We start from the raw sequence: 22,829 nt of genomic DNA, 5'->3' as shown, positions 1-22,829 counted from the left end.
CGAAGTATCTTTCATCAGACTAAAACACCTCCTGATGAATTACTTCTCCCCCGACTTTCTTGAATTCTTTAAAGAACTCGCTGCGAATAACCACAAAGACTGGTTCGACGAAAACCGCAAGCGCTACGAAAAAGAAGTCAAAGAGCCGTTCAAGATTTTTGTTGGCGACATCATTGGTCAACTTCGTGCATCTCACGAACCAAACCTGTTAATCGAACCAAAGGATGCTATCTTCAGAATCAATCGCGACATCCGCTTTTCAAAAGACAAGGCGCCTTATAAAACAAACGTTTCAGCGCTGATTTCTGCGAAGGGAAGAAAAAGTCCGGATTACCCAGCACTCTATATCGAGCTCTCACCCGAGAAACTCGGAATTTATGGCGGCGCATATATGTTGAAACCCGTTCAAGTGAAGCAGCTTAGAGAGCATATGGCCGCAAACTTATCTGCCTTTCAAAAGCTCAATAGCGATTCAAACTTTAGAAAGCACTTTCCAGAAGGAATTGTGGGTCAAGCTCAAAAACGCGTGGACAAGGCCGTTGCCGAAGCTGCAGAAAAAGAACCTATCCTCTTTCAAAAGCAGTTCTACTATCATCATGATGTTCCCCCTGAAATCATCCCAACAGATGGGCTATTCATCACCGTAATGGACCATTACGAGGCCTCGAAGGATCTCATGCATTTTTTGAGAGAAGGACTTGGAATGTAGTCGCTACTGACACCTTCGGTTTGCACCGCATGTCGCCGCCCAAGAGTGGGGTTTCCCTGCAGCTTCGAATCCCATTGATTTGACCAATCCCATTCCCGCATCATATAATTGATAGCTGGGAAAAGAAGGGTCTGAGTTAAAGTCCATGTGAACCTCAACTGGCGCTACGTCGCGAAGTAGTTCAGCTACCTCTACGGAGCGTTGTACTTCATTCCAAAGTCGTGAGAAGCGATCATTCGGACGTGGAATTTTAACGGTGCTGTAGATCTCCCAAACTCCACATCCAACATTCCACAAACAGATAACAGTGCTGTACTTAACTACATTTCCGCGAACCTGAGAATCACTGCCGATATATACCTTGCCTTTGGGATGCTCTCGCAGCCATGCGCGCACATACTGGCGGATATCACTTACAACCATCCCCTGGGTGGTCCGGAATGTTATTCCCTCATGTACCGAAAGTTTTGAAGCTGTTGCAGACATGTAGTGTAAATTAGCAATCTCGACTTTGTGTTACAAGGTAACCGTGCCGTGTAACTCTCATGTTATCAACAAGTAACCAACATTGCCATGAAAACCTATCTCCTTCCGATCCTCGCAATCACTCTTACTGCTTGCTCATCAAATTCGAATAAATCGCTTGATGGCTGTTGGTTAAGAGATGATGACAAAACCATGGAATGCTGGACCAGCATAGGCGATTCGCTAATTGGGAAAGGCATGGCAATTCGCGGCCATGGCGACACGCTCGTCTTCGAAGAACTCCTCATCATCAACGAAAACGGAAGTCGTGTTTACATAGCAGATGTTGCCGAAAACGAAGAGCCCGTGCGGTTCACCGAAACCTCGGATTTCGTGTTTGAAAACCCAGAGCACGACTTTCCAAAGAGAATTGAGTACGTTTTCCTCTCTAGCGACCAGATCGAAGTTCACGTGGGCGGTGATGAGGAAGAATTCGTGTGGCGGTACACCAGGAAATAAAAAAGCCGACAGAAATTCTGCCGGCTTTCAAAATATATAGTGGGTCGACCTTAATCCAGGTCGAAACGGTCATTCATCATCACCTTCACCCAAGCGTTCACGAAGTCGTTCACGAACTTTTCGTTCGCATCACTACTTGCATACACCTCCGCAATGGCGCGAAGCTCAGAGTTTGATCCAAAGATCAAGTCCGCACGAGTACCTGTCCAAACTACCTCTCCTGTCGAACGATCTTTTGCCTCAAACAGCATACGAGAATCATCCGCAGCACTCCACTTCGTGCGCATGTCAAGCAAGTTCACGAAGAATGCATTGTTTAGCTGTCCCGGAGTTTCAGTGAGTATGCCCACATTCGAACCATCGTAATTCGCGCCCATTGCACGCATACCTCCAAGGAGAACGGTCATTTCCGGTGGTGTGAGTCCAAGCAACTGGGCCTTGTCAACCAATAGCTGCTCTGTAGTCAAGGTATACTCCGCCTGTTGATAGTTGCGGAAGCCATCCGCCATTGGCTCAAGTAAGTCGAACGATTCAACATCCGTCATTTCCTGTGTCGCATCCATGCGTCCAGGTGTAAATGGAACGTCAATGTCATACCCCGCGTCTGCAGCTGCCTTTTCAACACCTACCGCACCACCAAGCACGATCAAGTCTGCCATGGAAACTTTCATGTTGGCATTCGCTCCGTTGAACTTGTTCTGAATCCCTTCGTAAACAGCTAGCACCTTCTTCAATTGCTCTGGGTTGTTTGATTCCCAACTAACCTGAGGCTCCAAGCGGATACGCGCTCCGTTCGCACCACCTCGGCGGTCGCTCTGGCGATATGTTGCAGCCGATGCCCAAGCAGTGGTTACCATCTCGTTTACGGTAAGTACAGAGTTCAAAATTTCTGACTTTAACGAAGCGATTTCACGACTTCCAATCACCTTGTGATCTAGCACTGGAATTGGGTCTTGCCATACAAAGTTCTCCTCTGGAATCTCTGGACCCATGTACGTTGAGCTTGGCCCCATATCGCGGTGCGTTAGCTTGAACCAAGCGCGGGCAAAAGCTTTTTCAAACTCTTCGGGGTTCTCGTAGAATCTTCTAGAAATAGCCTCAAACTCCGGGTCCATTCTCAATGAAAGGTCAGTAGTAAGCATCGTTGGCTTTTGGAACTTGCCTTCCTCATGAGCATCTGGTACCATCATTACAGGGTTGTCACCTTTTGCTACCCATTGGTGGGCACCGCCGGGGCTTTCTGTAAGCTCCCATTCGTTTTCAAAAAGACTAATAAAGAAGCCGTGACTCCATGTGGCTGGAGTGGAAGTCCAAGTAACTTCTAAGCCGGAAGTAATAGCGTCACCACCCTTTCCAGAGCCATAATCGCTTTCCCATCCAAAGCCTTGTGCTTCGATAGGAGCAGCTTCTGGATTTGCCCCCAAGTGGCTTCCGTTTGCTGCACCATGCGTCTTTCCAAAAGTGTGTCCACCCGCAATAAGTGCAACCGTCTCCTCTGAATTCATTCCCATTCGACCGAACGTTTCACGAATATCGTCGGCTGCTGCAACTGGGTCTGGGTTTCCACCTGGACCTTCAGGATTCACATAGATGAGTCCCATTTGCACAGCTGCAAGTGGTTCTTCTAGTTTGCGGCCCTCGGCGTAGCGCTCTTGGTCAGACAACCACTCGCTTTCCGCACCCCAGTATACATTACTTGCTGGTTCCCAAACATCTTCACGTCCGCCAGCGAAACCAATGGTTTCGAAGCCCATGTCCTCAAGGGCTACGTTTCCTGCGAGTACCATTAAATCGGCCCAAGAAATCTTACGTCCGTACTTCTGCTTGATTGGCCAAAGAAGTCTGCGTGCTTTGTCGAGGTTAGCATTATCTGGCCAACTGTTTAGCGGAGCAAAACGCTGCTGACCTTCTCGAGATCCTCCACGTCCATCACCTGTTCTGTAAGTGCCCGCACTGTGCCATGCCATACGGATGAAAAACGGCCCATAATGACCAAAGTCTGCCGGCCACCAATCCTGTGAATCGTGCATCACTTTTTTGATGTCCTCCTTCACCGCGAAGTAGTCCAGTTCATTGAAAGCGCTTGCATAGCTAAAGTCTTCGCCCATAGGGTCAGACTTCTCCGAGTTCTGGCGCAGCACGCTCAAATCGAGCTGATTTGGCCACCAGTCTTTATTCGTTGGACCTTCACCCGTAATGGTTGCGCCGGTAGACTCACCGCCGCCAAAACCTAGGGGGCAACCACCTTCCATAGTTTCTGTTTTTTGTTCGCTCTCGCCACTGCATCCAATTAAAAATGCTGCCGCAACAGCGGATAGTAAATACTTTTTCATGACTTGAGAATAGATTAGAGTTATATGTTCAGCTCAATAAATCAAAGGTTTAACCCCTTCTCGCAGCGCTAAGTTCTTGGAAACATGAAAGATGTTGTTGAAGGGGTGATAGAGGAAGTCTATTGGTTGATTCGAGAGAATCTTCAAAGCGCTACGCGCAAGACCGCCTGCGGCGGAAGAGTAGCTGTGCTGCAAGACGCTTCGCGTAAGAGGCTAGTCTTTACGTTGAGCCAACAGTCCTAATTTATCGCGTTTTTGCCTTTTGCGCTTCGTACAGGACCGCTTTCAGCATTAAAGCAGCTGAGGTATAAATACTCTTGCCTTGTCAACCGTGGCCTTTCTATTGACGTCAGGAGATAGATCCTTTCTCCGCGGATAGCGGAGACCCTTTCATGTGAGGTTGGCTAACCTCTCACGATCCTTTTGCTTGACGTCAGGAAAGCAATCCGTACATTTGCGCGAAATTTTCAAGCCTAAATCACTGAAATCATGGCGCGTATTTTAAGCGAACAGGAACGTTTCCGCCGCGAGGCGATGAGCAAACTCCGCACGATGGGTATCGAACCCTATCCTGCTGCGGAATATCCAGTTACGCATAAATCCAAACAGATTCTAGCCGATTTCGAGGCCGATGAAAATTCTGTGGGTGAGGTTTGTGTGGCCGGTCGACTAATGACCAAGCGCGTCATGGGAAAGGCTTCATTTGCCGTTCTCCAAGACTCCGATGGTCGTGTACAGATCTACGTGAATCGCGATGAGCTTTGCCCTGGTGAAGACAAAACGATGTACAACGACGTGTTCAAGAAGCTTCTTGACATTGGCGACTTCGTAGGTATCAAAGGAACCATGTTCCGTACACAAACCGGCGAGCCTTCTATTCTCGTGAAAGAACTCACCGTACTCAGCAAGTCTCTCCGCCCACTGCCTGTGGTTAAAACGGATTCGGACGGAAACACGCACGATGCATTTACCGATCCAGAACTTCGTTACCGTCAGCGTTATGTTGATTTAGTCGTAAATCCTTCTGTTCGCGACATTTTTGTCAAGCGCACGAAGATCATCAACACCATGCGTCGCATCTTCGATCGCGCGGGGTACTTTGAAGTAGAAACGCCTATTCTTCAGCCTATTCCAGGCGGAGCAGCTGCGCGTCCATTTGTAACGCACCACAACGCGCTAGACATACCTCTCTATCTGCGCATTGCCAACGAGCTCTACCTCAAGCGTCTTATCGTGGGTGGGTTTGATGGCGTGTACGAGTTTGCGAAAGACTTCCGCAACGAAGGAATGGACCGTACACACAACCCGGAGTTTACGGTGATGGAAATCTATGTGGCCTACAAGGATTACAATTGGATGATGAACTTCGTTGAAACCATGCTCCAAGAGGTGGTTGAGGAGGTGAACTCAGGCGAAACAGAAGTGATGGTAGGCGACCAAAAGATAAACTTCAAAGCGCCTTTCGCCCGTGTGCCAATCCTCAAGGCTATTGAAGATCACACCGGACATCAGCTCATCGATAAAAACGAAGATGAAATTCGCACCATCGCTCGAAGCCTCGGTTTGGAGGTAGACGATACCATGGGTAAAGGAAAACTCATCGACGAAATTTTTGGGGAGTGCTGCGAGAAGCACTACATCCAACCTACATTCATTACAGACTATCCTGTAGAGATGTCACCGCTCTGCAAGAAACACCGCGAAGACCCTCGTCTTACAGAGCGTTTCGAGCTCATGGTGAACGGTAAAGAAGTAGCGAACGCATACTCAGAGCTCAACGATCCAGTGGATCAGCGCGAGCGATTTGAAGATCAATTGAAGCTCAGCAAGAAGGGCGACGACGAGGCGATGTTTATCGACCAAGATTTCCTTCGTGCACTAGAATACGGTATGCCTCCAACTTCTGGTTTGGGTATCGGCATCGATCGCCTTACCATGATGTTGACGAATCAATCTTCCATTCAAGAAGTGCTGTTCTTCCCTCAAATGCGTCCCGAAACATTCGATGCTGGTCCAAAGACGGATGAGTTCATTGAAATCGGAGTACCAGAAGAATGGGCGGAGCACGTGGCCACTTTATTCGGTACGGTTGCAGACATGCGCGAAAAGAAACCAGGAGCGGTACACCAACAGCTTAGCGGGTTGCGCAAAAAGAACAAGCTAGACATTAGCACACTCACTCAAGAGCAGGTAGCTGGCTGGTTCGAATAAGTTGTTCTGACATTAGACAAAAGACAAGGCGTGGATTTAATTCACGCCTTTTTTCATGGAAGCCTTTTTGATTTTAGCGAGTAGCTCTCCTGGGTTGAACGGCTTGCTTATGTATTCGTTCATTCCAACTTTGAAGATCTCATTCTGCTCCTCCAACATGGCCGATGCAGTAAGCGCTAGAATTGGCACATCCGACTTCAAGGACTGCTTCCCACGAATTTCTCTGGTCGCTTCAATGCCGTCCATTTCTGGCATTCGAAGGTCCATTAAAATGAGGTCGAAGTCACCTTCTTCCCAACGCTGGACAGCCTCTTTGCCATTCTTGGCTATCTCCACACTTGCGCCCCAACCCGACAAGAATTTTCGAGCAACTAGGGCGTTCACGGCATTATCTTCAGCTACGAGAATATCAACTCCTGTAAGTGGCGAGTCTCCGTCTTCCGAATCGAGGTCAAGCGCTTCAAGTCGTTTTCCGTGTATCGGCAGAGGTAATTCAAAAGTGAAAATTGAACCCTGGCCAACCACGCTGTTCAAGACCAAATCTCCTCCCATCAGCCTAACTAGTTCTCGAGAAATAGCAAGTCCTAGTCCGGTGCCACCGTACTTTCTAGCAATGCCCGGGTGCGCCTGCATGAAGCTGTCAAAGATTTTATCCTTCAGGTCTTCCGGAATTCCTATTCCTGAATCCTGCACCGTAAAGCGAGCTGAAACCTCATCATCATTGACCATTTCATAGTCTACCAAAAGGCGCACGTGACCCTTTTCAGTAAACTTCACAGCGTTGCTTACAAGGTTGTTAAGGACTTGTGTCAATCTGGTAGAATCCCCTTTGACGTTGTGCGAATGACTGGCCTCCGGTTTCTCTAAAACGAGTTCGATGCCCTTCTCCTCCGCTTTCATGTGGAAGCCCGACATCACACTGTCGAGCAAATCGCTCATGTTAAACGGCGCGTCTTCCAACACAAGCTTTCCAGCTTCGATTTTATTGTAATCGAGAACGTCATTGATTAACGACAAGAGATTCTCAGCGGAGAACTTGAGGATCTTCATGTTGTCCATTTGATCCGGCCTCGGCTTCTCTTGCAATAGAATGTAACTCATTCCAATCACTGCATTCAGCGGAGTGCGAATCTCGTGAGACATGGTGCTGAGGAATTCCGACTTCGCCTTGTTGGCTCTCTCAGCCTCCACTTTAGCAAGGTTGAGCTCCTTCGCCAATGTCTCCAGCTCAGAATTCACTTCACGTAAATGGCGTCGCTCATTTTCAAAAAGATTCTTGAAGAGAACAAGCATGGCGGCAACCAAAGCAATGATTCCCGTGGTGGCAATGACGTGTTCAGTTCCACGCACGGCGTTTGCCGCATCCGTTGTGACTATGCCCTCGAAAGATCTCTCAAGCTGATAACAAATCAAGAAGGAAACAATCCATACGCCTGTGACAAATACGTAATACCTGCGCTTTACTACGGTAATGGAGAGCACCGATCCCATCACGAAATACAATGGAATTTCTCCTTTGATTCCGTTCAAAAAGAAATAATAAAGACAAATACTGAGGAGACCGAAGGTGATGTAAACCGGCCGAATTAACTTCGGGTACTTGCGCTTTTTAGCGAAGTAATAGATTAAAACGAAGACAGCAATAATGAAAAGTATTGGCCCTTGAATCGTCCAAGGTTGCCCAAGTACCATCCCGCCAATAAACGAATACAAAACGAAGAATGCTGTAAAGAAGATTACTGCATTCAGTATTCGCTGATTGACAGTGTACTTATCATTTGCCCCAACTACCCAGTCTATCAGTTTCATTGAATAGGGAAGATACGATATTTGCCCAAACGACTAATGCATTTCTAAAATGAAAGAAGAAAGCGTTCACATTTCAACATATTCGCTCTCAAGTGTGGATATCGGAGCAGACAAGCGCGCTAAACCTTCGGCACTCGCGAATGCCCTTCAAGAGGCGGCGAGAGCTCATGCACACGAACTTGGTTGGGGTGTTGAAACGCTTCACGAAAAGCAAAAATACTGGGTTCTTTCCTCTATTCAAGTCGATTTAGTTGCTCGGCCGAAACATGCCGAAAGCCTATCTGTACAAACATGGCCAAAAGGAACGCACGGCATTTTTGCACTCAGAGATTACGTTGCGCGCATTGGTGAATCAGAAGTCCTTCGCGCCACGAGTTCATGGGCCTTGCTCGATGCTCAAACAGGTAGGCCAACTTCTGTTAGCGGCCTCTCCGATTTGTTTATGGAGCGCCGTGGTATTCACGCCATTGAAGTGCCCGCTAAGCGAATATCAATCCCGACTTCCTTCCATTGCGAACGCAAAATCTCTCCTATATACACCGACTTAGATGAAATTGGGCATGTGAACAACGCGCGCTACCTCGATTGGGCTTGGTCGGAGTTAGCTGGCGACCACCGTAAACACACCACCGGCTGGACGGTCAACTACTTAAAGGAAGTTCGTGAAGGTCAGAATCTCACGCTAAAAACATCCCTTGAAGGTGGCCGTTGCGTGTGCATCGGTATTCGTGAAGATGATAAACCCGCTTTTGTTGTTGAATTTCAACTCGATTGATGAACACGGCCTTGCTGAGTCTGTTTACCTTTGAGCTGTGATCATTTACCCGAGCGATATCATCGAACATTTGGAATTTACCGACGTGAGGTCGGCAGTTTCAAAATACGCCGTGACCAATGTTGGCCGAGATAAACTCGAGCACCTGCTTCCATCTTCGGATCAACGCGAGATCGAAGAGGCGCTCACAGAGGTAAACGAAATCCTCTCCATCTACCAATCAGAACGCTCGGTGCCAGCGCTCGCTGCGGCAGACCTTACCTCAGCCTTGTCGATGCTGAGAATCAAAAACGCCGTTCTTGAGCCAGAACAGTTTCTCGATGTAAAACTGCTCGTAGAATCTTATAACCGACTTCAAAAGTTCTGCGAAACACATCTTGAATACCTGCCCACGGTAGCACTTCGGTTTCGAAACTTTCCGCCAAACCTGGAGATCCCTGCGGCCATAGACAAGGTTCTAGAACGAAATGGTGTTGTGAAGTCAAACGCTTCGTCAGACTTGTCGAAGATTCGCACACAGCTTTCCAGAAAGCGAACCTCGGCAGACCGACTGTTTTACAAAGCGGTCAGAAAGTATGAAAGCCTTGGCTTACTGGGCGATGTGCGGGAAGGGGTGCACGACGACAGAAGAACCATGGGAATTCAGGCCGGTTTTAAGGGCCGAGTTAATGGCTTATTGCACGGGGCCTCGAATAAACACAGTCTCGTTTTCATCGAACCAGGCGAATGCGTCGAAATCAACAACGAAGTTGCAATGTTGGTGGATGACGAGAAACGCGAAATCCGAAGAATTCTACGAGAGTTAACCCAACTCCTCGCTCTCCATCAAGATGAGTTGAAGGCATTCTCGCGCATCATGGCTGAAATCGACTTCATCCATGCTAAAGCGCGTTATGCACTTGCCGAAGACGCCTGCCTTCCAAGCATTAACAACGAAGGCGTTTGGGAAATCACGAAGGGTATCAATCCCGTCCTACGTCATTTCCACAAGACGAAGAACAGGTCTGTCGTGCCCCTCGACATCAATCTTGACCCAGATCAAAGAATCGTGGTGATTTCTGGTCCAAACGCTGGAGGAAAGTCGATTACTTTGAAAACGGTCGGGCTCTTCCAACTCATGCTTCAGAGTGGACTATTGCTTCCGGTTCACCCTTCGTCGTCTTTTCCAATCATCAACAAAATCCTTGCTGATATTGGTGATAGTCAGAGCATTGAAAACGAGCTGAGCACCTACAGTTCGAAACTCGAGAAGATGAAGGAGTTCCTCAAGACCTCCGACACAGAAACGCTCTTTTTGATAGATGAATTTGGGTCGGGCTCCGATCCAGACCTTGGTGCCGTACTTGCGCAAGTTTTCCTCAAGTCTCTTAACCGTAAAAAGGCTTATGGCATTGCGACAACCCACTACAACAGCATCAAGTCTTTGGCTGCTTCTTTACCGGGTGTAGTAAATGGGTCTATGCTTTTCAATGGTAATACACTTGAGCCTGAATACCTCCTTCAAGTAGGACAACCGGGAAGTTCATACACTTTTGAAGTGGCCGAACGTGCGGGAATTCCCAAAGGTCTCATCACCTCGGCGAGAAAGCGCTTGAAAGAAGGAACCCGTGCACTCGATGAGCTGCTTGTTGAACTTCAGAAGGAACGTCATGCGCTTGGACAAGAACGCGAAGAAACCAGTCGCCGATTAGAAGAGCTCGAAAACATGAAGGCGCGTCAAGGTGCCCAAATCAAAAAGCTCGAAGACAAGATTCAGAAGCAAAGTCAGACCAATGCAGATCAAAACGAACAGCTCATGTGGGGCAAACGTTTTGAGGGGCTGGTTAAGAGCTGGAACAAAGCGACGAATCGTCAAATGCGCAAAGCCGTTATGGATCGCTTCCAACAAATGTTGAGCGACCGCAGTGGGGAGGTCCAGAAGGTGGAGAAAAAGCGCCTATCTAAGGCTCAGAAACAAAAGAAAGCTCGACTTAAAAGACTGACTTCCGAGGAAGTCAAAGTTGGCGATAAGGTCAAGCTCATCAATGCTCGTCAGTCGGGTCAGATAGTCGAAATCAAGAAGGACAAATACGTCATCGCGTACGACAACGGCATTACCACTACTACGGAGCGGGACAAATTCATTTTGGCGAATAGGAAGATGTAGGGCGATTGTTTATTTTTATTAGACAATCCTCTCGCTATACTGGAAAAACCAAACCCTTTACTAGCTGAGATTTGCAACTCCATAGGAATTGTAGAATCTCCCATGACTTATGAATCTTTCTCCTCCGACCGGTTTAGGCTAATCTGCATGATCGAAAAAGGCATAAGTGCTCAATCTTTCATCAAACTCAAATCTATTCTACCTTTTTCTTCGGAAGAGTAGGCTTCATTTCTCAACATTTCGGCGAAGTCTCTACGGCATATCGAGAGTGATGCGGTTGGAAAAACCAACCCTGTAGAATCCGAAAGAATAATGGAACTAGCGGAAGTTTCATTTTACGGAATAGAAGTTTTTGGAACAAAAGCGAAGTTCTATGTGTGGGTGAAATCGCCGTCCGTTGATTTGAATGGCAAAAGACCACTTGATATATTGTCTTGTTCTTATGGCAAGGAACTAGTTATTGACCTTATCGGTCGCATCGAACATGGTATCTTCGCGTGACGAGTATCAACTTCATTTCATGAAATGAGATATTAGTCACACTTCCCCCCTCCTGCGTTTCTCACCTTTGCGCCATGGAATGGACAATCATCCTAGCTTATTTGGCGGCAGTTTTCACAGGATTCGTACTTGGAGGCCTGGGCAGCGGCGGCAGCATTCTCGCCATGCCTATTTTGATGTATCTCTTCCATATTCCTGCAACCGAGGCCACATCCTACTCGCTTTTTATCGTGGGCGCAACAGCATTCTACGGAACCGTCAGGGCTGAGCGCAAGTCAAATGTGCGATGGAAGGTCGTATTGTCTTTTGGGTTGCCAATGCTACTCGCGGTCGCCGTTGCCCGAAGTGTTATTCTTCCACACATCCCCAATGATGTATTTGGGTTGAATCGAGACCAAGTGATTACTGCCTTGTTCGCCATATTGATGCTCGCAGCTTCGCGCGCCATGTGGAAAGGCCGTAAGTCTGCAAACAATGGACATCGTCCGGCGCCCGTGTTGGTTTTACAAGGTGTATTGACCGGAATACTAACTGGCCTCGTGGGTGCGGGTGGCGGATTCATCATTGTTCCTGTCCTCGTTCTTGGATTAGGACTATCCATGCCGGTTGCAGTTGGAACGTCTCTGGCCATTATCGCCGTAAACTCAGGGGTGGGCTTTGGAACCGATATGCTCACTGGTCTGGTCGAAATACAATGGAAGCTGATCGCTTTATTCACGGCAGCAAGCGCGTTTGGACTTTATTTGGGGTCACGGGTAGCGAGTAAACTACCACAAGCACAATTGAAAAAGGCCTTCGCGGTCATGATTGTCATCATCGCCGTCACGATGCTCATCAAGCTCTAGCAACGCCATTTTTACACGTGTTTAGGTTTCTTATCTTGCCGAGCCTAACACTTCAACTCTATGGACGTAGTTGTTTCGAAAACGCCGTTAATCACGAATGATGCGGTGGTATTTGGGATGCTCATCGGCATTCTAGCCCTCATATTTAAAGCGACCCAGCTTCCACAATTCAAATCGTTTTTCAAGTACATCCCAGCACTCTTGCTGTGCTACTTCCTCCCTTCGTTACTCAATACCGCCGGCCTTGTTAGTCCAGGGTGGATCGATTTCGATGTGGCACTGGCGGCGCTTACAGCTAACGGTTTCAATGTATCTGGAATCACCAAAATTGGTCAGCTCAAAGAATTTGTTGCCGAAAATGAAGGCACCGAAGCGCTCGTAAAGCCATTCATAGGAAAGTCACAGCTATACTTCATGGCTTCGCGCTATTTGCTTCCAGCAAGTTTGGTGTTGCTCACATTGAGTATAAGTCTGAAAGAGGTTTTCCGCCTAGGGCCAAAGGCACTCATCATGTTCTTTACGGCCACAATTGGTATTGTCATTGGTGGCCCTATAGCCCTTCTCATTGTTGATGCAATCAACCCCGATATTGTTGAGGGAAATGTTTGGCGCGGCATGACCACCATCGCTGGTTCTTGGATTGGTGGAGGTGCAAACCAGGCGGCCATGTACGAAGTATTTGGTACTGATGCCGCAACGGGAGAAACGGGTCTGATTTCTTCCAAGCTTTACGGAGCTATGATTACGGTCGACGTAATCGTTGCCGAGATCTGGATGATGTTCCTCCTCCTCGGTGTGGGTCGTGCAGCGTCTATCGACAAATGGCTCAAGGCCGACGCGAGCAGAGTTGAAGCGCTCAAAGACAAAATGCACGAATTCTCACTTTCAATCGCTAAGATTCCAACTTTTAATGATCTCATTATCATTCTCGGGCTCGCGTTTGGTGCTGTTGGTTTATCTCACTTAGCTGCGGATACCATCGCTCCATGGATGGATGAAACCTTTGAATGGGCGAGTGATTTTAGTTTATCCAGTGGCTTCTTCTGGCTCATCGTGATCGCTACCACGGTAGGGTTAGCGTTGAGCTTTACCAAGGCAAGAAACTTGGAAGGCGCCGGCGCATCGAAGATTGGAAGCGTTTTCATTTATGTACTCGTGGCAACCATTGGTATGAAAATGAACATCCTCGAAATCTTCGATAATCCAGGGCTGTTCTTGGTGGGCTTAATCTGGATGGCCTTCCACGTGGCGCTCCTCTTCCTAATCGCGAAACTCAGCAAATCGCCATTCTTCTTCTTAGCGGTTGGCTCGAAAGCAAATGTGGGTGGTGCGGCCTCTGCGCCTGTTGTTGCTGCGGCTTTCCACCCATCTCTAGCTCCTGTTGGGGTTTTGCTCGCGGTTCTAGGATATGCTCTGGGCACTTATGGAGCCATCATTTGCGGTAACCTTATGCGAATCATAGCAATGTAATTTTGATGATGAAAAAAGCACTTCTTGCCCTCCTTGCTCTGCCTTCAATTGCTTTTGCGCAAATGGACACGACTGCTGATGAGGCAGCAATTCGCTCATTTTATGACATGGCCCTCGAAGAGCGACATGCCTATGGGTGGCTTGAAGAATTGTGCAAGGAAATTGGTCCGCGTTTAGCCGGAACAGAAGGAGCAGATAAAGCGGTCGAGTGGGCACAGGAAACCCTCGACACCTTGGGATTTGATAGAGTTTTTCTTCAAGAGGTAAAAGTACCTCATTGGGAAAGAGGCGAGTGTTCTGTGCAACTTTCGGATACTGATTTAGAGTTCACTTCTTGCGCTCTCGGTGGGAGTGTTGCAACTCCAGAAGGCGGCTTGATTGCCAAGGTAATCGAGATTCCGGATGTGGATGATTTAGAAAGCTTTGGCCGGGATCAAATCGAAGGAAAAATCGTCTTCTTCAGCGCGCCAATGCGTCAGACTTACATAAGCACTGGTGCAGCTTATGGCGAAGCGGTAGCAAAGCGACATATCGGCGCCGCAAAGGCGAGCGAGTACGGTGCTGTGGCAGTTGTTATCCGCTCGGTTACCACTAAGAAAGACGATGCCCCTCACACTGGGAGCATGTCGTACAGAGATGCTCCAAACAAAATTCCAGCAGCGGCATTGGGCTATCAGAGCGCCGACGATCTTCAAGCGTTGCTCGCTGAGAATCCGGAATTAGAGCTTTACATGAAAATGACCTGTGAATGGCATGATTCAACCACATCTTATAATGTAATTGCAGAGTTTGTGGGTAGTGAATACCCCGACGAATATGCTGTAGTTGGTGGACATCTAGACTCGTGGGATTTGGCGGAAGGAGCACAAGACGATGGAGCGGGTTCTGTGCAAAGTATGGAAGCCCTGTATCTTATGATGAAATCAGGCTACCAACCGAAGCGTACGCATAGAGTTGTGCTTTTCATGAACGAAGAGTTTGGACTCGATGGCGCCCGCGAATATGCCCGTCAGGCTCAACTACTTGGACACAAGCATGTCATTGGAATTGAAAGCGATGGCGGTGGTGACGTTCCGAGAGGATTCAGTATTCAATCCCTTCCATCCGGCGTTTCGGTGGTTGAATCTTTCAAGTGGTTCCTTGAGCCATATGGGTTACGTGAATATTCTGTGGGCTGGTCAGGCGCAGATGTGGGTCAACTTCGAAACGACGACGCCATTCTTCTTGGCTATCGTGCGGATGGTCAACGGTATTTCGATTATCACCATGCACCAACAGACACTTTTGAGGTGATTAATGCACGGGCTTTGGAGCTTGGAAGTGCTTCGATGGCGGCGATGCTTTACTTGCTGGATAAGTACGAGGCACGGCCCTGATGCGTGATTGCTGCCTCACACAGAGAAACAGAGGACACAGAGAGCTGAGTTTCTAGGGATGTGCGATTTACAGGATTATTCTTTTGAATCCTTTAGACACCCTATCCTCATTGAAGTTTATAAGTAAGCCAAGTTTGGAAGATGTGAGCTTCATATAGGTGAGCACCTGCATTGAATGAACCGGTTTTAGTTCTTGAACTGATTTCAACTCTACTACTACTTTGTCTTCTACAAAGAGGTCAATGTATAGGCGCTTATCAACTGGAATTCCCTTGTAGAAAATCGGCACTTCTACTTGTCGCTTTATGGACAACCCCCTTGATTTTAATTCTACAAATAGAACCTGTTCGTAAACAGATTCTATCAGTCCAGGACCCAAATAGTTGTGAACTTCGATAGCTGCGTCCAATACCTCACAGGATATTTGATTTATTTCCATTGGTGTGTTTTGTGCAAGGTTAGCTTGATTGAAACACACATGACCGAATCTCAACCATCATTCTTCAAAAAACTTCCGGCTATGGCACTTAACTCAAGTATTCTCTCAAACTATACACACCACTAATCTCTCTGTGTCCTCTGTTTCTCTGTGTGAGACTTTTCTGCGTGAGATTTCTCTGTGTGAGATTTCCCCGTGTGAGGTTTCCCCCCTCCCTACACAAAAGACCACCAGAATCCATAACTTTGCCGCCTCAAAAGAATTATGCCATGAGCGACTCTAATGTTCGTGTACGTTTTGCCCCTAGTCCAACCGGTCCGTTGCACATGGGTGGAGTTCGAACTGCATTATATAATTACCTCTTTGCGAAACAGTTAGGCGGTAAGTTCATCCTTCGTTTGGAGGACACGGATCAGACGCGTTTCGTTGCGGGTGCCGAGGACTACATTGTGGAGGCACTTAAGTGGTGTGGAATTTCGCCGGACGAAGGTGTTTCTGTGGGCGGTCCACACGAACCCTATCGTCAGAGCGAGCGCAAGCCTATGTATCGCAAGTATGCTGAGGAGCTTATCGAGAAGGATCTCGCATATTACGCGTTTGACACCTCTGAGGAGCTTGAAGCTGTTCGTGAAAGAGCGAAGGAAGCGGGCAATGCAAACTTCCAGTATAACTACATCACGCGAAACAGTATGAAGAACTCCCTCACGCTACCGGCGGAGGAGGTTCAAAAGCGCCTTGAATCTGGCGAACCTTATACCATCCGTATCAAACTCCCTCGCAACGAAGAGGTGAAGTTTGAAGATATGATTCGCGGTTGGGTAAGTGTGAACACGGCCAACATGGATGATAAAATCTTGTTGAAGGCCGACGGCATGCCCACCTACCACCTCGCGAACATTGTGGATGACCACACCATGGAAATCTCTCACGTCATTCGTGGAGAAGAGTGGTTGCCTTCGGCTCCACTGCACATTATCATGTACCAGTATTTCGGTTGGGAAGCTCCACAATTCGCTCACCTTCCACTTTTACTTCGCCCTGACGGCAATGGCAAGTTGAGTAAGCGTGATGGCGATCGCTTAGGGTTCCCGGTATTCCCTCTTCGTTGGGAAAACAAAGAAACGGGTGATACTGCCTCTGGCTATCGAGAGCAAGGCTTCTTCCCAGAAGCCTTTATCAACATGTTGGCGTTCTTGGGCTGGAGTCCTGGCGATAACCGTGAAATGTTTGTCTTGGATGAGCTCGTAAAAGAGTTCAGCATCCCCAAAGTGAGCAAGAGTGGAGCCAAGTTCGACTTCGAAAAAGCGAAGTGGTACAACCAGCAATACTTGCGCAAGCTCTCCAACGAAGAGCTGGCAACGTTGCTGCAGCCCATACTTGAAGAAAAGGGAGTTGCCGTTCCGGCCCACGACACCTTCATCCGCATTATCGACCTCGTGAAAGAGCGTGCGGTATTTGTAGAGGACATTTACGAAGAAGGTCATTTCTTGTTCCATGAACCTCGCGGTTACGACGAAAAGTCGGTAAGCAAAAAGTGGAAAGGTGAAGAGTCTGCAGCAATTGTTCGCGACTTGGCTGCTCGTTTCGAGGAAGAGGAATTCACCGCAGAAGCCCTCGAAAACAATTTCAAAGCCTATTTGGCTGAAAAAGGCTTGGGCTTTGGCCAGGCCGGACCTGTTTTGCGTATTGCTGTTGTGGGTACAATGACTGGTCCTTCTGCATTTGAAATGATGGAATTGCTCGGGAAAGACGAAACGCTTCGCCGAATGAACAAAACCATCGAAGATCTCGCATAAGCGATGGATAGAATAGATGTCAACGGCATTAAGCTTTACGCCTACCATGGTTGCATGGATGAGGAGTCTCGTATCGGCACAGATTACGAGGTGAACCTCAGCATTTGGGCGGATTTATCTGCGCCTGCTCAGACAGACAGATTGAGCGATACAGTAGATTATGTGATGCTCAACCGCATTGTAAAGGAGGAGATGGCGATTCGCGCCAAGCTACTTGAGGTGGTTACCGAAAGAATTTGTCAGCGTATCCTTTCTGAGGAATCTCGAGTTGAAGAAGTTCAGGTGAGTGTGAGCAAGTTAGCACCTCCGATAAATGGTGATGTGGAGCGTGTAAGCGTTACAATGCATCGAAAGCGCAATTCATAGGGCAGAAGTAAAAGTTTTATCTATTTTTGCCCTCCATCAAATTGGTCCCGTGGCCGAGTGGCTAGGCAGTGGTCTGCAAAACCATCTACAGCGGTTCGAATCCGCTCGGGACCTCAAAGAAAGCCCCGCTGAGCACATAGTGCGAAGTAGGGCTTTTTTATTTGCCCGCTGAGCCAATTCATATTTGAGTGATGGGGGCAAGTAAAAAAGTCCGTGCTGTGGAGCGTAGCGGAACAGTGGGGCGCTTTGAAGGATAAGCCCCCTAACCATGGATCAGCTTGACAAAAGGAAAGGTGGATTCACGTGGGGGCCCTACCCCACCCCTTGTTGTGAAGTTCCGACTTTCCCACAAGAACCATCCACTTTTCAGGGCGACAAATCGTAGACATCAAACGGACAATTGGTGGACATCTGAGTCCTGTGAATAATTTCCCTTTTTTAAGCGTTTACCACACGACTAGCCATCCTCTGCTTCGTAACTTGAAGTCGGGGCGGGGCTGTTGGCCCCCTTCCCCCCTTCCCCTCTTCCGCCAACCGACGCAAAGCCTTTTACCTGCGCGAAGCCTGGCGACCCTCTCGCTTGCGAACCAATTGAGCTTTTCCCTATCTTCAACTCATGAAAAAGCCAATCCATTTCCTCTCCATTTTGTGTGGTCTCATTTTCTTCAGCTCCACCTCTTTTGCCCAGTCAACACTCTCTTTCGGTGGAATCTATTCCACTCCAATGGGTGAATTTGGTCGAAGCGATATTCGTGAAGGTGGCTTCGCTCAACCCGGCTTCGGATTTCAGTTTGAAGCTCAAATGCAAGTGCCTGCGCTTATCGATGAAATCAGAATTGGTATTTACTATTCTTACCAAAACAACCCCATCGATATTGATGCGTTAAACAATGGATTCAACGAAGCGCTGCAAGGAAATGCTACGGCATACCTCCAAGGTGGTGGCTTTCGCCCCGTTCGTGTGATGATCGGACCGTCCTATCGAGCCGAGCTTTCCGAATCGTTCTCCGCTACTTTCAAAACAGGCATCGGAATGCTTGTGGCAAATATGAACCCCATCAACATTCAGGCGTACGATTCAAACAACGACCTCATCTTCTCCGATGCACTGTACTTTCAGTCAGACGTGTCGTTCTCATACCTCGTCGGATTCGATGTAGACTATAAGTTATCCAATTACTGGTCTGTAGGTCTCTTTGCGGATTTCTCCTCTGCCAAGGAAACACTTTACGCCGCTTTCGATCCGGGAAATTCAATCAATGGTGAGCAGTACGTCGCCTTCCTGAATTCCGGTATCCATCTAAGAATGAACATGTAATAAAGCAGGCGTAATAGTCAAGCTCATTTCTTTTTCCGAAATTAGCTAGTACCAAACCTATTACGCTATGCAAGAGATTAACAACATTGTGCTCGATATCCGGTCGCTGTATGCCTGCGACCCGAATCGACCTGGAGCACATTTCATTCGCCGACATCGAGTCAGAATGTTGCGCGACGACCTTCAAGCCAGAAACCCTGTACTCATCGGAAGCGCCATCGTAGAAGTCGCACACGTTGATGAGTTCGTTCACCTCTCCGAAAAGCAGCGAAAATCTGTTTTCGAAGTTGATGAAGATTGGCAATTCATCCACCGTACTCTGCTTCCGGACGGATACTACTCAGATGAATCCACCGAGCTTTATCCCATCCTTCATTTTAAGCCGAACATCGCGTTCTTGAGACAGATTCGCGTTCAACCGCAATATCGAGGGGACGGATGGGGACGTGTACTTGTGGAACAAGTGAAGCGCCATTTTAGATCGAGTTGTGGATTGCTGATAGCCTATTCGCAGGGAGCCCCAAAACCTCAAGGCCTCGCTCACCCACTACTTCCCGACACCTGGGAAAGAGATGAGCCGTTTCCTGAATCGAGACTCCTGAGAGGGCTTCGATTCGCAGGGTTCCATAAGCTGGGCTCGTCCGATTTATTCTTGTCCGACCTCGACAATTAACCCTGTGTGCACACACATTTCTTATCTTTCGGTATGGAATTGCCGAAGAAAAAGGAGTTTTGGATCTGGAGCTTAGCACTCATCGGACTGTTTTTCATGCCGTTGGGTGAAGAAGGCTCCCTTTGTCTCCTCCATAGTCTTGGCTTCCAGTATTGCCCCGGGTGCGGAATTGGACGTGGAATTCATCATGCCATGCATGGCGAGTTCACCTCATCTTTCACTTCTCACCCGTTTGCAATACCCGCGTTGCTCATTATTCTCTCACGTGTAATTACCTTGTACAGGAACAATCCAACCTTCCATACTCATGAATCGAATTTTACTTGAAATACCGGAGGCCACCGGTGAAGAGCTCTATTTTCTAGAGCGACTTCTTGAAACGTGCGACCAAGAACAACTCTCTCAGTTTGCCAGAATTTATAGAACTCGCCGTAGAGACCCGCAAAACGTGCTGATTTTTGCCGTAATCGGCCTCTTTGTCATTCCGGGAATCCAACGCCTGTATCTAAATAAAGTGTTGATGGCCGTGCTTTACCTATTCACCGCAGGCCTTTGCTTAATCGGCTCAATTATCGATATCGTGAATTATAAAGAAATGGCCCTCGAATACAACCAGGCCGTTGCTTACGAAATCATCGAATACGTGTAGCTCGAAACTGATTCCATAGTTCGACATCGGCAGGAGCCCAGTCGGACTGTGGACTTCCATCCAACTCAATCCACACGCCTTCTGTGTGTTCAACACACTGAATATCCCCGCTGATTTCAACGAAATAGGCGGTAAGATGTATGATCTTCTCAGGATATTGAAACGTGATACGTGCCGCTTCGGAGAGGACAGTAGCCTCCACACGAAGTTCTTCCAAAAGCTCTCTCTTCAATGCCTCAACTTGAGTTTCCCCAGCATCAACCTTGCCGCCAGGAAATTCTAGTCGTCCGCCCATATGTTTGTGAGGAGGCCTTCTCCCCATCCAAACTTTATCTTTCTGTAAAATAAATGCGCAAACCACCTCAATTCCCATCGTTTGGAATCTTTATTGCGTTACGTAAGTATAAATCCTTGTATATGAAAACCTTGTATTCGCTCCTCCTCATCGGGCTCTCGGTTGCGACCTTCGGTCAAGCCAGAGTCTCCTCGGAGATTGACCAAGTTACGGTATATAAAGCCGGGGCCTCCATTCATCGGACCGCATCCACAACTTTTCAAAAGGGTGAGTCTACCATTCTTTTAACAGACATTCCAAATGGCCTTCAATCTGAGGCCATTCAGGTTAAAACACCCACAGGTGTGCGCTTACTGAAAATGGAGTATCGATACCTCTCTCCTACCGAGATGGGCTTCGAAGATCTCACTTCAATTGGCGATCAAATTCGCGAAGTAACGGATAAAATTGAAGCTGAGAAGGATATTCAAACTTCTCTCAGAGAAGACCTCTCATTCATCGGTGAGAACTCCGTTCTAAATGAAGGCTCATCCGTTGCAGACCTCCGCTCTACAGATGCGTACTTCAGCCGACGCCGACGTGAAATTAGAACGGCTATCCGCGAATCTCTTCAGCGAGTAGAGGAACTTCAAGAAGAGGCACAGAAACTCAAATCTGACCTTGCATCTATCGAAGCAGGAATGTCTAAACCCGCCTCTGTTATTGAGGTGACGCTCACTTCGACCCAAACCAAGAACGGTGCTATAGAAATTACATATTATTCCCCGCTCGCCTCATGGTCACCTTATTACAACGTGCGAACCGACGAGCAGAGCAGTTCAATTGATTTTGAATTGATGGGAACAATCGTCCAGAATACGGGCGAAGATTGGGACGATGTTTCACTCGAGCTATCAACCGGTAATCCATCGCTTGGAGTGAATGAGCCGAGTATCCCGACATGGAGGTTAAGCCGCAACGACTACCTGGTTCCTCACAGAACGGTTTCTCGACCAAGCGTTGCGGTCCCAAGAACTCAAACCTTTCACGCGCTAATTACAGATCTCGAAACAGGCAACCCTCTGCCCCATGCGCGAGTAGAACTGATTCGAGGTAATGAACGCATCATTGCTACTTCTGACACTCTTGGTCAAGTTCAACTTCCTAGGTTAGACCTCAGCACCTATCAGCTTCGTTGCTTCTATGAAGGGTATAGGGATTTGAACTCGAGTGTAGCCCTGATGGGTCAGCCCAACCTCCAAAGAATACGTTTGAGTAAATCTGCGGCGGGGCAAATGGTGACGGTACAGTTTGATAAGCCCGTACCAGCTTCGAGATCGATAGCGGTGGAGCGGGATGAAATAGCTATGATGTCGAGTCGAGAGGTCGGTATGACCACCACAATGAGTCCTAACTCGTACAGCTCGGACGTTGTGTATAGTCGTGAGGAGTACGAGGAATTTAACCGGGGAAATAGTAATAATCTCGCTGAAGTAGAAATAGTTACTACCCGGAACTTCCAACGCATCAGCCAGCAGTTGGGCAGTCTATACATGGTAGACGAACCCTTTTCTATTCCAAGCACCGGTTTACCTGAAGATGTTTGGATTGAAACAACCAACGCTAGCTCAGAGCTCGTAGTTCGTATCCGTCCTGCCCTCTCAACTCGAGCATATCTCATCGCTAAAATTACTGATTGGGAGGCTTTGAATCTACAAGAGGCCAGCGCTAACTTCTTTGTAGACGGGAACTATAACGGCAACGGCCGCATCAATCCAAACAATACGGAAGACACCTTGGAAATCCCGTTAGGGGTTGATCCCGGAGTGACTTTCACACGAAATCGTATAAACGCGCGTACTGCTAAAGTTTTCCTTTCTAGAAAAGTAGAGGAAACCTTCCATTATGAAATAAGCGTACGCAACACGAAGCAGGTGCCTATTTCTTTAGAGATAGAAGAGCAGTTTCCAATCAGTACCATTGACGATGTACGTGTAAGTGAGAAGCTCGCTGAGGGTGCTCGCGTTGAGCGAAATACCGGATTTATCACCTGGGAAAAAGAGTTGCCTCCGAATGAATCGCACGAGGTCTCCTACCGGTTCCTAGTCTCCTATCCGAAAGAAAACAACGGTGTAAACTTGCCTCGATAGGCAGC

At 47.9% G+C, this 22,829-nt stretch carries 21 protein-coding genes and 1 tRNA gene; 17 read left to right on the top strand and 5 right to left on the bottom strand.

The window, feature by feature from the left end:
* Positions 1 to 34: 34 nt before the first annotated feature.
* Positions 35 to 709, top strand: a complete 675-nt coding sequence (locus F8C67_RS08035; protein WP_151667317.1) for a DUF2461 domain-containing protein — start codon at positions 35 to 37, stop codon at positions 707 to 709.
* 3 nt (positions 710 to 712) lie between these two features.
* Here F8C67_RS08035 and F8C67_RS08030 read toward each other — a convergent pair whose 3' ends face one another.
* Positions 713 to 1,195, bottom strand: coding sequence for a ribonuclease H-like YkuK family protein (locus F8C67_RS08030; RefSeq protein ID WP_151667316.1), 483 nt, complete (start codon positions 1,193 to 1,195; stop codon positions 713 to 715).
* An 87-nt stretch (positions 1,196 to 1,282) separates the two neighbouring features.
* Between F8C67_RS08030 and F8C67_RS08025 the strand changes: the two genes are divergently transcribed.
* Positions 1,283 to 1,693: a DUF6265 family protein gene (locus F8C67_RS08025; RefSeq protein WP_151667315.1), complete on the top strand. Its 411-nt coding sequence runs from the start codon at positions 1,283 to 1,285 to the stop codon at positions 1,691 to 1,693.
* Between the two features lie 50 nt (positions 1,694 to 1,743).
* Here the strand turns inward: F8C67_RS08025 and katG are convergent, their stop codons facing one another.
* A complete protein-coding gene (katG, locus tag F8C67_RS08020; RefSeq protein ID WP_151667314.1) occupies positions 1,744 to 4,026 on the bottom strand; it encodes a catalase/peroxidase HPI in 2,283 nt (760 codons plus the stop codon).
* 489 nt (positions 4,027 to 4,515) lie between these two features.
* Here katG and lysS point away from each other — a divergent pair, with 489 nt between their 5' ends.
* Positions 4,516 to 6,237 carry a lysine--tRNA ligase gene (gene lysS, locus F8C67_RS08015; RefSeq protein ID WP_151667313.1) on the top strand — a complete coding sequence of 574 codons (1,722 nt, stop codon included), beginning with the start codon at positions 4,516 to 4,518 and terminating at the stop codon, positions 6,235 to 6,237.
* 36 nt (positions 6,238 to 6,273) lie between these two features.
* Here the strand turns inward: lysS and F8C67_RS08010 are convergent, their stop codons facing one another.
* The gene (locus tag F8C67_RS08010) at positions 6,274 to 8,046 is read right to left on the bottom strand and encodes an ATP-binding protein (protein WP_151667312.1); all 1,773 of its coding nucleotides are present in this window, start codon (positions 8,044 to 8,046) and stop codon (positions 6,274 to 6,276) included.
* Between the two features lie 49 nt (positions 8,047 to 8,095).
* Here F8C67_RS08010 and F8C67_RS08005 point away from each other — a divergent pair, with 49 nt between their 5' ends.
* The 6 genes from F8C67_RS08005 to F8C67_RS07980 all read left to right on the top strand — a co-directional run bounded on the left by F8C67_RS08005 (position 8,096) and on the right by F8C67_RS07980 (position 15,159).
* The gene (locus tag F8C67_RS08005; protein WP_151667311.1) at positions 8,096 to 8,821 is read left to right on the top strand and encodes an acyl-[acyl-carrier-protein] thioesterase; all 726 of its coding nucleotides are present in this window, start codon (positions 8,096 to 8,098) and stop codon (positions 8,819 to 8,821) included.
* A 37-nt stretch (positions 8,822 to 8,858) separates the two neighbouring features.
* Positions 8,859 to 10,967, top strand: a complete 2,109-nt coding sequence (locus tag F8C67_RS08000) for an endonuclease MutS2 (protein WP_151667310.1) — start codon at positions 8,859 to 8,861, stop codon at positions 10,965 to 10,967.
* A gap of 237 nt (positions 10,968 to 11,204) precedes the next feature.
* Entirely contained in the window at positions 11,205 to 11,468 is a 264-nt protein-coding gene (locus F8C67_RS07995) for an antitoxin Xre/MbcA/ParS toxin-binding domain-containing protein (RefSeq protein ID WP_151667309.1), read from the top strand.
* A gap of 74 nt (positions 11,469 to 11,542) precedes the next feature.
* Entirely contained in the window at positions 11,543 to 12,313 is a 771-nt protein-coding gene (locus F8C67_RS07990; protein WP_151667308.1) for a sulfite exporter TauE/SafE family protein, read from the top strand.
* 60 nt (positions 12,314 to 12,373) lie between these two features.
* On the top strand, positions 12,374 to 13,783 hold the full coding sequence (locus F8C67_RS07985) for a DUF819 family protein (RefSeq protein ID WP_151667307.1): 1,410 nt from the start codon (positions 12,374 to 12,376) through the stop codon (positions 13,781 to 13,783).
* An 8-nt stretch (positions 13,784 to 13,791) separates the two neighbouring features.
* The gene (locus F8C67_RS07980) at positions 13,792 to 15,159 is read left to right on the top strand and encodes a M28 family peptidase (protein WP_151667306.1); all 1,368 of its coding nucleotides are present in this window, start codon (positions 13,792 to 13,794) and stop codon (positions 15,157 to 15,159) included.
* Between the two features lie 67 nt (positions 15,160 to 15,226).
* Here the strand turns inward: F8C67_RS07980 and F8C67_RS07975 are convergent, their stop codons facing one another.
* Positions 15,227 to 15,598, bottom strand: a complete 372-nt coding sequence (locus F8C67_RS07975) for a GxxExxY protein (RefSeq protein WP_151667305.1) — start codon at positions 15,596 to 15,598, stop codon at positions 15,227 to 15,229.
* Between the two features lie 269 nt (positions 15,599 to 15,867).
* On the opposite strand from F8C67_RS07975, the gene gltX reads away from it, so the two are divergent.
* From gltX to F8C67_RS07940, 7 genes are all read left to right on the top strand, one after another.
* Positions 15,868 to 17,394: a glutamate--tRNA ligase gene (gene gltX, locus F8C67_RS07970; RefSeq protein ID WP_151667304.1), complete on the top strand. Its 1,527-nt coding sequence runs from the start codon at positions 15,868 to 15,870 to the stop codon at positions 17,392 to 17,394.
* Between the two features lie 3 nt (positions 17,395 to 17,397).
* Positions 17,398 to 17,760: a dihydroneopterin aldolase gene (gene folB / locus F8C67_RS07965; RefSeq protein ID WP_151667303.1), complete on the top strand. Its 363-nt coding sequence runs from the start codon at positions 17,398 to 17,400 to the stop codon at positions 17,758 to 17,760.
* 43 nt (positions 17,761 to 17,803) lie between these two features.
* Positions 17,804 to 17,874: transfer RNA gene (locus F8C67_RS07960), tRNA-Cys, on the top strand.
* Between the two features lie 502 nt (positions 17,875 to 18,376).
* Entirely contained in the window at positions 18,377 to 19,078 is a 702-nt protein-coding gene (locus F8C67_RS07955; protein WP_151667302.1) for a hypothetical protein, read from the top strand.
* A 67-nt stretch (positions 19,079 to 19,145) separates the two neighbouring features.
* Positions 19,146 to 19,751, top strand: a complete 606-nt coding sequence (locus tag F8C67_RS07950) for a GNAT family N-acetyltransferase (protein WP_151667301.1) — start codon at positions 19,146 to 19,148, stop codon at positions 19,749 to 19,751.
* 33 nt (positions 19,752 to 19,784) lie between these two features.
* Entirely contained in the window at positions 19,785 to 20,078 is a 294-nt protein-coding gene (locus F8C67_RS14470) for a DUF2752 domain-containing protein (RefSeq protein WP_151667300.1), read from the top strand.
* Positions 20,059 to 20,400 carry a TM2 domain-containing protein gene (locus F8C67_RS07940; protein ID WP_151667299.1) on the top strand — a complete coding sequence of 114 codons (342 nt, stop codon included), beginning with the start codon at positions 20,059 to 20,061 and terminating at the stop codon, positions 20,398 to 20,400. Before F8C67_RS14470 ends, F8C67_RS07940 begins: the two co-directional genes overlap by 20 nt.
* Here the strand turns inward: F8C67_RS07940 and F8C67_RS07935 are convergent.
* Positions 20,384 to 20,773, bottom strand: a complete 390-nt coding sequence (locus F8C67_RS07935) for a (deoxy)nucleoside triphosphate pyrophosphohydrolase (protein ID WP_151667298.1) — start codon at positions 20,771 to 20,773, stop codon at positions 20,384 to 20,386. The two genes, F8C67_RS07940 and F8C67_RS07935, sit on opposite strands and share 17 nt — an antisense overlap.
* Positions 20,774 to 20,817: 44 nt before the next feature.
* Between F8C67_RS07935 and F8C67_RS07930 the strand changes: the two genes are divergently transcribed.
* On the top strand, positions 20,818 to 22,824 hold the full coding sequence (locus F8C67_RS07930) for a mucoidy inhibitor MuiA family protein (protein ID WP_170266405.1): 2,007 nt from the start codon (positions 20,818 to 20,820) through the stop codon (positions 22,822 to 22,824).
* Positions 22,825 to 22,829 lie beyond the last annotated feature (5 nt).

The sequence above is a fragment of the Phaeocystidibacter luteus genome (genome assembly GCF_008933115.1).
GTDB classification, from domain to species: domain Bacteria; phylum Bacteroidota; class Bacteroidia; order Flavobacteriales; family Schleiferiaceae; genus Phaeocystidibacter; species Phaeocystidibacter luteus.
This window is presented reverse-complemented; position numbering and strand designations above follow the sequence as displayed.

Bases quoted from the DNA above. Each gene is read 5' to 3' on its own strand.
- F8C67_RS07975 (WP_151667305.1), bottom strand. From the start codon at position 15,598: ATGGAAATAAATCAAATATCCTGTGAGGTATTGGACGCAGCTATCGAA.
- gltX (WP_151667304.1), top strand. From the start codon at position 15,868: ATGAGCGACTCTAATGTTCGTGTACGTTTTGCCCCTAGTCCAACCGGT.
- katG (WP_151667314.1), bottom strand. From the start codon at position 4,026: ATGAAAAAGTATTTACTATCCGCTGTTGCGGCAGCATTTTTAATTGGA.
- F8C67_RS14470 (WP_151667300.1), top strand. From the start codon at position 19,785: ATGGAATTGCCGAAGAAAAAGGAGTTTTGGATCTGGAGCTTAGCACTC.
- F8C67_RS08005 (WP_151667311.1), top strand. From the start codon at position 8,096: ATGAAAGAAGAAAGCGTTCACATTTCAACATATTCGCTCTCAAGTGTG.
- F8C67_RS08010 (WP_151667312.1), bottom strand. From the start codon at position 8,046: ATGAAACTGATAGACTGGGTAGTTGGGGCAAATGATAAGTACACTGTC.
- F8C67_RS07935 (WP_151667298.1), bottom strand. From the start codon at position 20,773: ATGGGAATTGAGGTGGTTTGCGCATTTATTTTACAGAAAGATAAAGTT.
- folB (WP_151667303.1), top strand. From the start codon at position 17,398: ATGGATAGAATAGATGTCAACGGCATTAAGCTTTACGCCTACCATGGT.
- F8C67_RS08025 (WP_151667315.1), top strand. From the start codon at position 1,283: ATGAAAACCTATCTCCTTCCGATCCTCGCAATCACTCTTACTGCTTGC.
- lysS (WP_151667313.1), top strand. From the start codon at position 4,516: ATGGCGCGTATTTTAAGCGAACAGGAACGTTTCCGCCGCGAGGCGATG.
- F8C67_RS07990 (WP_151667308.1), top strand. From the start codon at position 11,543: ATGGAATGGACAATCATCCTAGCTTATTTGGCGGCAGTTTTCACAGGA.
- F8C67_RS07930 (WP_170266405.1), top strand. From the start codon at position 20,818: ATGAAAACCTTGTATTCGCTCCTCCTCATCGGGCTCTCGGTTGCGACC.
- F8C67_RS07955 (WP_151667302.1), top strand. From the start codon at position 18,377: ATGAAAAAGCCAATCCATTTCCTCTCCATTTTGTGTGGTCTCATTTTC.
- F8C67_RS08030 (WP_151667316.1), bottom strand. From the start codon at position 1,195: ATGTCTGCAACAGCTTCAAAACTTTCGGTACATGAGGGAATAACATTC.
- F8C67_RS07985 (WP_151667307.1), top strand. From the start codon at position 12,374: ATGGACGTAGTTGTTTCGAAAACGCCGTTAATCACGAATGATGCGGTG.
- F8C67_RS07980 (WP_151667306.1), top strand. From the start codon at position 13,792: ATGAAAAAAGCACTTCTTGCCCTCCTTGCTCTGCCTTCAATTGCTTTT.
- F8C67_RS07950 (WP_151667301.1), top strand. From the start codon at position 19,146: ATGCAAGAGATTAACAACATTGTGCTCGATATCCGGTCGCTGTATGCC.
- F8C67_RS07940 (WP_151667299.1), top strand. From the start codon at position 20,059: ATGAATCGAATTTTACTTGAAATACCGGAGGCCACCGGTGAAGAGCTC.
- F8C67_RS08035 (WP_151667317.1), top strand. From the start codon at position 35: ATGAATTACTTCTCCCCCGACTTTCTTGAATTCTTTAAAGAACTCGCT.